Raw genomic sequence first — 11,366 nt, 5'->3', positions numbered from 1 at the left:
TAATGTCTGGTTTTTTATTGAAAAATGGTAAAAATTTCTTATATATCAGGTCACTATAATCGAAATAGTTTTTTTAAGGCACCTGTTCAAAAAAGAACTAGGAAACAATCATTGAAAAATAAAAAACAACCAGGTAGATAATTGATTTTATTAAAGTTTTTTATTTTGTTGTTTTGAGTAAAATCAAGTATCTATAAGGTGATTTAAGGAATTTTAGACTTTTTAGTGAATAGATAACTATAGATAACTTTACTGTCAATATCCGAGTTGGGGGGATTTTTACGCGCAATCCCCCCACGTATTGATTGAAAAATATGCCCTACAGCTACCATCGCAATTACTCTTATCATCCATGATACTTACCTCTTCAATGCTATCTTCACTTTATTCAGATGTTCAAATATACCCCAAAATTGGTCACTTGATCTTTATGCACCAATTATGATTTATTTCTGACAAACACAGCCTCGTTAAACATTTCTTGTTTAACGTGAAAACCTTACTCAGTTGTTGACGCATTCGACGTTAGAAAAAGAACCCCAAAAATACAAAATAACTCGTTGATTTAATTAAAAAAATAAAAAATAAATAAAATCAACATCCTACCTGAACAATTTTATAAAAACACAACACTTTTCACCACAATGAAAAGTATGACAAAAAAATTCAATAAAATAAGTTAATATTATTTTCTGTTAGTTATTGACACACAGGTCTGTTGATTTTCAAATTTGAAACTGCTTTATTCATCTGTTTAATCATATCGTTCGGACTTTGGGCAATGTAAACTTTTCCACCTGTAGCGTTAGCAATGCAGTCTATTTTATGTTCACCAGCAATATCAACAATGTTAATTTTTAATCGTGGTTTTTGTGCAGCAATATAGTTAGCTAAAGTACAAATGTTATTTCTTGTACAACTATCTTCGCCATCACTAATAATAAGAATATAATCATCACGTTTTACACCATCTAGTATTTTACTGGCTTTTTCTAGACCATTATATAAAGGTGTTCCACCCCCACCTGCTGCTGTAGGTGTTAATTGTTTAATTTTATGCTTTAGTGACACGCGATTAGTGTACTTATAAAATGGCGAAACATCAGCTGCGGGGCAATTTGTCAACGTGACGAGTGAAATATCAATGTTTGGTTGTATTTTATCAATGCTTGAAATAGCCACACTTTTACTACTTGATAAACGAGTTGGTAAGCGCGTCATACGCTTTTCGTAATTGATTCTTTCTTGCTCTGACATATGACGTGCATAACCATACGCCAGATATTGAAAGTACTGCGCAACCGTTGATGGCGATTCATTTAATGTCACCATCATCGATAATGAATTATCAAACACGATTGCCATTTTAGATGGATTAGGATCTTTATTCATTTCTGCTTTGGTGATGCAGTTAGGTGGATTTTTTACCTTTAGTGCTGGTGCTGGCACCGGCACTGGTTTCACCTCAGATGTTGCAATTGGCGTAGGTTCCTCTGGCACGGGATCTTTTGGTTCAATAACAGGCTCAGGTGTCGGTTTGGGTTCAGGTTTCTTTTCTATAACAGCCGGTGCAATGACAGCCATAGGATCGGGAATAACTGTTTTTTGTTTACCAAATGGACAAAATAAATACCACAGAATACTAAGTAAACCAACAAGTAATAAGGCTAAGATAAAAAAATGCCACCAACGCCATTTTGGCGTTGGAGTAATAACGGGGGATGCTGTAGGTAAAACCGGTTCTTCAAAGGTATTGACAATAACCGGTTCATCATTAATCACATAAATTTGGTTACCTAAACTTTTAATTCTTGGAAGCCATGCTGAAACTAAACTTCGCTCTTCATCGCTTAATGGCATTAGCCTAACAGCATTTTCAATATCATTAATACGTGTTTGTAACGTTTTGGCTACCTTATTTTTATGGGATTGATTGGTAATGCTATCAAGTAAAAGTGGTTGCCCTTGGAGATTGGTATACCAGCCTAAGTATTGATTGTTATCAATTAGCTTTGGTGATGCTAAAATTGAAAAAGTGCGATCGGTTAAATGTGATTTTAATAATAATAGTAAGGAATGATATTGTTCTAATAGAGATATCTTCTCTGGGTTATTATAATCAAAGGCTATCCGCGTTATTCGTTGCATTATTGATTTAATTCCTTACAGTTGACGATTATTCTGATACTAAAATTGCAGTTAACTTCAAACGATTGTACCAATAGAAATAATAAAAACGAGATACTCGATTATCTAGTATTGTTTGAAAATAATTATTCACATATCGGTTTACTAATATTCATATTCGAAACGGCATTATTCATTTGTTCAACTATCTGTATCGGGCTTTGAGCGATATAAACCTTACCACCAGTTTTATTTGCAACACAGTCAATTTTATGTTGTCCGGCAATATCGACTATATTTATTTTGAGACGAGGTTGTTCAGCGGCGATTTTACTGGCTAAAGCACAAATATTTGCTTTGGTACAGTTATCTTCGCCATCACTAATTACTAAGATGTAATCATCATGATTGACGCCATCAAGCATTTTACTAGCTTGTTTTATACCACTATATAAAGGCGTTGCGCTGTTGTTATCTAATGGATTTAACTGACTAATTTTATCTTTCAGCTTTCCGCGGTTTTCATAATGATAAAACGAGGTAGTTTGTGCAATAGGGCAAGCAGAAAGGGTGACTAACGCAATATTGACAGTTGGTTGAATTTTATCAATGGACGACAATGCGACTTTTTTACTACTTGATAAACGATTAGGTAAACGTGTCATGCGTTTTTCGTATGCATCAGCTTCTTGTTGGCTCATTGAATACCAATCAGTATTTAAGTATTGATTAATGGACGCTTGAGATTCCAGCAAAGTCAATGTCATTGAGGCAGAATTATCAAATATCATAACCATTTGTGGTGTGTCACTATTATTGGCAATCTCTTCACGAGTAATACAATTTTTAGATGTTGGCGCTAGTATCGATTCAGGCTCCAATTTTACAACAAGGTCTGATTTTTTTTCTTTATCGGAATGATTTACGACTGGCTCAGCATCAGTAATGACTGGTTTTTCTTTTCCATATGGGAAAAATAAATACCAAAGAATGCCAAGTAATCCAAGCAACAATAAGGCTAACAATAAAAAATACCATCCACGCCAAAATGATTTTGTCGGAATAACGGAGGCTGGTACAGGTAAAATGGGATCTTCAAAAGTATTAACAATAACAGGTTCATCATTAATCACATAAATATGGTTACCTAAACTTTTAATTCTAGGTAACCACGATGAAATAAATGCCTGCTGCTCAGCAGTGATTGACATTAACTTAACAGCCGCTTCAATATCGTTAATACGATTTTGTAACGTTTTTTCTATTTTAGCTTTATGCGATTGATCACTGACTTCACTCAATAAGATAGCTTGCCCTTCTAAAGAGCTATACCATCCAATGTATTGATTATCGTCAATCAACCGTGGTATGGCTAAGATCGAAAAAGTACGTTCAGTTAAATGCGGTTTTAGCAATGCTAACAAAGAATTATATTGATTGAATAAAAACATCTGTTCAGAATGATTATCACAGATAATTCTTGTTATGCGCTGCATTGCTAACTTATTTCCTTTTATTTAGCTTCTGTTTTATTTAAACACTGATTTAATATAATATATTTATATATTCAATGCTTTTTGCAATTGTTGCAGCTTTTTATTTAATTTTTCAAACTCAACTTGTTTTTCAAGTTCAGAACTATTTGAATTGTTCACCTTATTTAATTGCTGTTCAATATCTTTTACTTGAGCCTGCAAGTCGTCACGTCCTTTGGCTTTTTGTTTTACTTCATCGGTTAGTTTAGTTAACTCAGTTTTCAACTTTTGCTGCTGTGCCTGTTTTTGTTTAATGCTTAACGAGGTGTCATTTTTTTGTTTCTCGATGATGGCATAAATCTCTTTAAACTGTTGATTGGCTCTTACCTCATTTTCTAGAATTTGTTTTTTCTGATCAATTCGAGCTTGGTAATTGCCTGAATAATTACAGCTGATTTTATCCATAATTCCAATATTGGTATTGGTCGGATCGCACTGTTCGGGGGTTGTTGAACAGCCAGCTACAAAAATAAGCGGGCTGAGTAATAGAAGATATTTTTTTTTCATAATTAGCTCACCTTAACTGCTGAACGTTGTTTGGTAACAAGATTAATTTGATTTTCAAGTACTGAAATTTGTTTATGTAATTGACTGATTTGGTGATCGAGTTTTGTTACTCTCATCCCTGATTGTTGTTCTTGAGATGATATAGAAACCCACTCATTTTCAACTTTCTTCATGCGTCGTAATTTATCCGTTAAATAAGCAATATTTGCATCAATTTGTGCCAAATCAGTTTGTGCTTGTTTTTTATTTAATGTGTCATTTTTTATTTGATTATTTAATACGTTAAGTGTAGCTAAATTCTTATCTAATACTGCTTTAGCTGTTTGGGTCACTGCTTGTACTTCGTAGGTGTTTTGTTGAATGTCTTGGATATAAGCATCTAAACGCATCTGGTCATCAGCATATTGAGCTCGCTTACTGTCAAGATAATAGTTAGCGCCCATCAATACACCGCAACCAACCGCCGCAGACGCAAGACATACTCCTGTTTTTCCGCCAGCTAACATACAGCCAATCCCCCCTAAACCAGCACCAACAGCACAAGATTGCCAGGCTGATTTACTAAAAAATTTAGCCGTATTACTTTTTGTTAAAGCAGGATCAACATTTCTAGAACTTGTTCGCCCAGCTCCAGCTCCTTGGCATCCTGCTAAAATAAGCGATACACATAGAGTTAGTATTACTATAATTTTATTCATCAATTTTTTCCTTTTATCTCATTACATGTTTGTAGCCAAGCTGTTCGCTCGATCTTCCCCGATTCAATATATTGATTAATATGTTTGAAATAGAGTTTTAAATAATCACTCATATTCGCTTTGCCACTATTTTCGAGAATAAATTGCGTTGATTTAGCTTGATCATTAATCGTCTTTTTTTCGTAATTTGACGCCGTATTAACAATCGTATCCGAATAATATTTCAATATAAAATCACGTGCACTTTTAGACTCATCAACGACTTGTTTTAAATTATCTAGCTTCACTTTTGAGCACATATTCTCATCGGTCACAGTATCTGCTTCTTTTGGATCACAAACTTCATTGATCATTGTTTTATATAAATGATCATTATACTCAAACTTGCCATTCAAATCTGAAACATTAGCACACAAAAATGCACCTAATTGTAATGCTGATTGAATGGAACGATCTCGTTGTTCATCGCGCGCTTGATTGGCACTGCGTAAAAGTGCATTGAGTTGATTTAACTCTTTTTTTGTCTTCTCATCTTCAACTTGTTTGGTAATTTTTTCAAGCTCACTGACAACATTGCCATTGTTTGTGCTGTCTGTTTCTCGACCTAATTGACTCCATTCTTCGTCTAGTTTTTTGATTTTATCGTTCGAATTTATCACTTCTGTGGTATAAACTAAACGAAATCCAACATCTTTACTTTTATAAGCACCTTTATCATCATAGAAAGGCTTTTCAATACGAAAAGCACTAGTAGTTGAAGATTCAGGTGTTAAATAGCTGCCCCCTCGCACAATCATTCCACCTTGTTGTCCATGGTAGCGATCAAGTTTATTCATTCTGAACGAATCAAACATCATTTCGCTTGCATTACCTAAAATATCATACAGATCTAAAGGATTAGGATCTAACCTGCCAATAAGTTGCAATTTACCATTAGCTGACTTAGCGCCGGAAAACCATGCATAGTTTTCAAGATTTTTAGCCATAGGAAACCGTGATTCACGAAATTCTGATTCTGTCACTTTTGAACCACCCCGTGCGGCATATTCCCATTCCGTATTATTAGGTAAACGAACATAACCATTTGGTAAGCTCATTGATTTGATTTTTGACTGATTTTTAATTAACCAACGATTATATTTATCTGTAAAAGCGATAGCATCAAACCAGCTAATATCGGTGATAGGAAAGGAAAGACTTATTTTAGGAGTTGGACAAGTATCATTCATGACGGATTGATATTGCAATGCGGTGATCTCATATTTACCTATCAAATAATAGCGCTCTTTACCTGCATCAGAAAAGCTACCAGCAATATAATTGGGCGTGGCATACTCGGCAAAACCGAGCTCTTTTTGATTACTTCCTAAAATGACTTTGACATCATCTAACGGTTTATTGGTAGGGGTAAATACCTTTTTCATTACTAAACTACCATCACATGGCATCGGTAAAATTACATCATCTTTTGCAGGCTTAGGATTATAAAATTTACTATCCCAAGGTTCAGCAAAACTTAATGCCGGCAGTAAGCTAATTGTAGCCACCCCCCAACAAGCTAATCGGATATAATTATGCTTCACGTAAGCTTTCTGCTGGTTGAATTTGAATAGCACCTCGCCCTCCTATAACCACAATGCCCGCTGAAATAAATAAAGTCAGTAAAAATGCAATAATAAGATGATAAAATTGTAATTGACTCACAACCGATTGTGAAAGCAAATTTTTACCTAACACTAAATTAAAAGCACAATTTCCTACCGCAAATAGCCCATAAGAGATTATAAAAGCAAAACAGCTCAAAATCATTGCTTGATTAATTAAATAAAGCATAATGCCTTTCGAGCGAAATCCAAGCAATCGCATAAAAGCAATATCTTTGCGTTTACGTTCAATATTCGATAAAAATGACCCAGTAAATGATAAAACACATCCCAATACAGCTGTAATTGCAATAACGCTAAAAATAAAATTAAGGACTCGATCGATTGCTTGCATGTTTTCAATTGCATTAGCCTCGGTACGCGTTTCTATATGTTTTTCTCGCAATTTAAATGCTAATGGAGCCACATTATCCAGTGACTTTGCATAAATACGGGCTCGTGCAAACGACGTATGATGAGGAGGATTTAATTGTCCAGTAGAAGTCACAAAAACATCACTTTGATAACCATCATAATAATTTTCCATCTCAATTAGTAAATCTAAAGAGACAAAAGCCGCTGCACGGCTATAACGATTTTCGGGAATAATACCTACCACTTCTAATTGTGTCATTCCTTTTTCAAGTTTTCCATCAAGCTGCCTTGTGATCACCATTTTTACATGACTTCCCATCGTGACTTGCATTTTTTCGGCCGATAATGAACTTAATAAAATTTGCTTTTTATTATTAGGTAATGGCAAATTTTTTGTTATTGGATCATCTTTAGCCGTGGGAATAATTTCGGCATTATTAACAAAATGGCTAGCATCTTTCATTAAATCAGCTTGCGTATTTAATGAACGTGTGAGTGGAATAACAAAAGCTGTTTCAGGTTGCTGTTTTATCCACTCAAACATTTCATCTTTAAGTTGCAAATTCCCCACAATTTTTATTTCTAAATTTTGCGGATCACTGAGTAATTGCTCTCGAAGCTGCGAAACAACACCGTATTTTAAACTAAATAACAATAATAATGGCGTAATTACTGATATTACTGAGGCAATAATACAAAATGATACTTTTTTGTCATACCATAAGTCCGCTAACGATAAACGAGTAACAAGTAACCATTTTGATATTGCTTTAGTCATTTTTTACGCCTTATCTTGTAACGGTGAAAATTCTGATGATTGTGCGGAAGTTAACTTAGCTGATAACGTCAATAACCCTTTGTTAGCTATACATTGCAAGTCATGTGTGACAATCATGGCAGTAATATTATCTTGCTGAGCTTGCTCAATAATTAAATCAAACAGTAAATTCGCATTATAGGGATCTAATGCCGAAGTCGGCTCATCGGCAAGTAATAACGCGGGTTTATGAATAATCGAACGAATAAAAGAAGCTCGTTGCCTTTCACCAATGGATAACTGTTTAGGGTGTTTATTGAGCAAATGTGCGATATTGAGTTTTTTTACTAGATAATCAAACCGGCTATTATCCACTTTTTTTTGTAATAACTTTAATGATAATAAAATGTTGTCACGAATCGTCAAAAATGGCAGTAATCCACCTGTTTGCAGCATAAAGCCTAAATATTGAGCGCGAATATCAGCAAGCTCTTCGATTTTATCTTGCTTGATTAGCGTTGCGATATCAATATCATAATTATCAACAACTAAGTTATAACCATCAATGTGGTCTGGTTTTAATATCATTCCCACCATTTCAAGTAGCGTGCTTTTACCTGCACCACTATCACCTTGAATAACAACAACTTCACCTGCTTTGACAGTAAGCTTTGGCAGGCAAACGCTAAAAAAGGATTTGCCTGTTGAGCGTGAAATCGATAATTGCTTAATATTTAACATATTATGGCAACATTTCTAATGGTATAGGATACACATTTTCACGCGGATCACTGCCGTCAGCTAATGAAATCCAACGATCGACATCCGCATTACATTTTTGATAATAGCGAATCTTACCGTTTAAATTACGGATAAATTTTTCTTGCTCAAGCCCACTCATACTTTTCCATGTATCTTGATCAAGTCCAGTGACATCGCTTTTATAAGGGATATTATCTAAATATTCACCCAGCAAACCTAAGTCAGCAATTTTTGTGACAGAATCGGATTTTAATTTACTCGGATCTTGCCCCATTGCCGCTGCAACAGAACGAAGCTGAGAGAACATATCATCGGCAGAAATCAATCCATCATTAGCCGCATTAGCGATTTTGCTAACCACGTCGCTCAAATCACTCAGTTGCGATTTTGTTAATAATATACGTGGCTCTGCTGTTGGAATAGTCGGTTTGACAAAATCTTTATCGGCAATCCATGCTTTAAAAACTGACGGTGCTTGAGTGCCCTTAACATCCCCTAAATAAGCCAGTTGCATTGCCTTGCTTAGTAGCAATGCATCTTTTAACATGTCTGAGTTATCATCTTTTGCATTGATGGCATTACCAACAGAAGCTTCACCTTTATAAGCAAGTTTAACTTGCTCAGACAATGCTTTTGCTAGCAAATCAACTTTTTGACCAAACTCATTCACATCACCTGCATTCACTGGGTAATAAAGTGATTTATGAATAAAATCGTTATACGTTAAGTCCGAATATTGTTCTGCCGCAATTTGATGATCTTTTGCACCACTTGGCGTTTTTAAATGTAATGCATAAATTGCAACACCTTTATGCTGAGCTTCAAGTCTTAATTGCGCTGCATCCATGCCAGTACTAGAGAGCTTATCATCACCAGGAATCGCACTTGCATCAGTTATCAAAATCATATAACGCGCACCAAAACTATTCCAATTAATATCATTTAATGCTTGAGCAACACCCGCATAAGAATCTTCAGCAAAATACGAGGTAGAAACAGAAGCTTGTTTAAGCGAAGAGCTCAGTTGTTTAAAGTCATCTTTATCTTTAACTTTATTGGGATCGGCAAAAATTTTAGTGACAAATTCAAGCTTATCTGAGGCCTTTAAACTTGACCGAAATGAAACCAATCCAAACTTAACCTGATTTTGCAAATGTTCGTTTTCAATATGTTGATAAACTCGAGTTACGGCCTCTTTAGTTCTTGAAATATAAGGATCCATAGAGATAGTCGAATCAATAACAAACACTATGGCAGCTTTAAAAGGGGCTACTTGGTTAGCACTATCATCAGTCGTTTGGGTAGTTGTTGGTTTTGTGTTATTTTTTATCAATGATGCTTGTTTACTGACTGAGGCAACTTCTAACACTCGCTCATAAAACCCTTGCCCATTCATCACTTCTTCACCTTGTAAAATAGGTAGTAAATAGAAGTTACTTTTAAAATCAACGAACTCTTTAGGTTCTTGAGCTACCACGTCTGAAGCGGGTTTATTGGCTTTTAATGCATCACGAATAGGTTTTAATAAAGCTTCAGGCTTGTCTGCATCCACAATTGCCGTTAATGCGGCCTTATCTTTAAAAAAGAGTAAAGGATCACGATCAACTGGATTTGTGAAAACCAATGTCATTTGCATATTCCAAGCGATCGCACATGAATTATTAATCCAACCAATGGTTTTTCCATAAGAATCTGGACCAACACTAAGCCACTCTTGATTATTGTCATTTTTGCGTTCATAAACATAATAACGGGAAAATGCCGGCAAGGATTTGCCTGTAGCATCGGTAATATTGTTTTTTAATTCACACGTTGGGGTGCTTAAGACTCGTTGGTATAGGGTTGTTTTTCCAGCCTGTTTAAGTGGCTCAGTTGCAAACCCTATCAAAGGTAGGCATGTGAGACCTAGTGTACAAATGAGTTTCGAGATAGCTAGCTTATTCATTCTTGCGCCTCACTATTTTTGTAATTCGGTTAAACGATCTTGAACGAACATATTATTTGCATCGTTGGTCAAAGACGTTTCATACCAATAAATAGCCGTTTCTTTATCCGCTTTAAAGCAACTATTTGCTTTATAATATTTTTCGTCATACTCTTTTGCATATAACATCGCAATTTTAGGGTTAGTTTGAGCCTGATTTGCATATAATCGCTGAGCGATATTACATTTTTTAGCTTTTTTAGCTTCAGTAATTACTTGAATAATTTCATCCGATTTAGGTTTAGTTTGTAAACATTGTTGAATAAAGGTTAAATCATCAGTAGAGGCGTTGTTCAAATTACATTGACCACTCATTTGCACTGCTGGAGTTGATTGTGATTGATTTTTGGAAAATAAAAAATACCAGGCAGCCATGCCAAGTCCAATTAGCACTATACAACCTATAATAGTAGTCATAATTAACCCTAGGCAACTTTTCGATTTAACTGGTTCCACTGGTTTTATTTCTAGTTCTGGTTCGATAGGTTCTGCTAACGTTTCACTTTCAGGGTCAAGACTAGATTCTTCAATTAATGGTGTTTGATTTTCAATAATAGAATCACTAACAGGATCTGGCTGCGCTATAGTTTGCTCGTCATTCGGTAATGTTGTTTGCAAGTTTAATGCTGTTGATGCAAGAACCGAATCAGCAATACTCACAACGCCCCTATCAACATAATGCTCATTTTGCTTATCACGAATTTGTATAAGAAATCGAACCCTGCTTTCTTGTGATAATAAAGAGTCAACCAACCATTCGCCAATTTGGCCAGTTAATTGTTGATTATCAACAGACATATTTTCAACGGCGTGCCAGTTTTTTTCAGGGTTCCATTGATTTAAACCTGATAAATAATAACCATCTTGATTTCGTTGTATAAGCATATCAATTTCAGAACTACCACTCCATTTTTGAGCTAAAAACTTCGCAATACCGGGTTTATAACCATCTAATTCTATTCTTAATGCCATGATATC

Annotated in this window: 10 protein-coding genes; all 10 read right to left on the bottom strand. The window is 35.1% G+C overall.

The genetic code is table 11. The features are described 5' to 3' along the window. Positions 1–203: 203 nt before the first annotated feature. Positions 204–350, bottom strand: a complete 147-nt coding sequence (locus BQ5209_RS10695; protein WP_167370305.1) for a hypothetical protein — start codon at positions 348–350, stop codon at positions 204–206. 349 nt (positions 351–699) lie between these two features. Further along, the gene (locus tag BQ5209_RS03740) at positions 700–2,148 is read right to left on the bottom strand and encodes a vWA domain-containing protein (protein ID WP_085247207.1); all 1,449 of its coding nucleotides are present in this window, start codon (positions 2,146–2,148) and stop codon (positions 700–702) included. A 125-nt stretch (positions 2,149–2,273) separates the two neighbouring features. Further along, positions 2,274–3,623 (bottom strand): vWA domain-containing protein, encoded by a 1,350-nt coding sequence (locus BQ5209_RS03735; protein WP_085247206.1) that lies wholly within the window; start codon positions 3,621–3,623, stop codon positions 2,274–2,276. Between the two features lie 63 nt (positions 3,624–3,686). Next, on the bottom strand, positions 3,687–4,169 hold the full coding sequence (locus tag BQ5209_RS03730; RefSeq protein WP_085247205.1) for a hypothetical protein: 483 nt from the start codon (positions 4,167–4,169) through the stop codon (positions 3,687–3,689). A gap of 2 nt (positions 4,170–4,171) precedes the next feature. Beyond that, a complete protein-coding gene (locus BQ5209_RS03725; protein WP_085247204.1) occupies positions 4,172–4,867 on the bottom strand; it encodes a kinetochore Spc7 family protein in 696 nt (231 codons plus the stop codon). After that, positions 4,867–6,450 (bottom strand): SUMF1/EgtB/PvdO family nonheme iron enzyme, encoded by a 1,584-nt coding sequence (locus BQ5209_RS03720; RefSeq protein ID WP_208609943.1) that lies wholly within the window; start codon positions 6,448–6,450, stop codon positions 4,867–4,869. The genes BQ5209_RS03725 and BQ5209_RS03720 overlap by 1 nt, the downstream gene beginning before the upstream one ends. Next, positions 6,440–7,663, bottom strand: coding sequence for an ABC transporter permease (locus BQ5209_RS03715; protein WP_085247203.1), 1,224 nt, complete (start codon positions 7,661–7,663; stop codon positions 6,440–6,442). The genes BQ5209_RS03720 and BQ5209_RS03715 overlap by 11 nt, the downstream gene beginning before the upstream one ends. Positions 7,664–7,666: 3 nt before the next feature. Then, on the bottom strand, positions 7,667–8,383 hold the full coding sequence (locus BQ5209_RS03710) for an ABC transporter ATP-binding protein (protein ID WP_085247202.1): 717 nt from the start codon (positions 8,381–8,383) through the stop codon (positions 7,667–7,669). Position 8,384: 1 nt separating this feature from the next. Further along, complete coding sequence (locus tag BQ5209_RS03705; protein ID WP_085247201.1) at positions 8,385–10,349, bottom strand: vWA domain-containing protein; 1,965 nt, start codon at positions 10,347–10,349, stop codon at positions 8,385–8,387. A 12-nt stretch (positions 10,350–10,361) separates the two neighbouring features. Then, complete coding sequence (locus tag BQ5209_RS03700; RefSeq protein WP_085247200.1) at positions 10,362–11,360, bottom strand: flagellar basal body-associated FliL family protein; 999 nt, start codon at positions 11,358–11,360, stop codon at positions 10,362–10,364. Positions 11,361–11,366: the final 6 nt, after the last annotated feature.

It is taken from the genome of Gilliamella mensalis, assembly GCF_900103085.1.
Lineage (GTDB): Bacteria > Pseudomonadota > Gammaproteobacteria > Enterobacterales > Orbaceae > Gilliamella > Gilliamella mensalis.
Note: the sequence above shows the minus strand (reverse complement) of the source record. Positions and strands in the feature narration are given on the sequence as shown.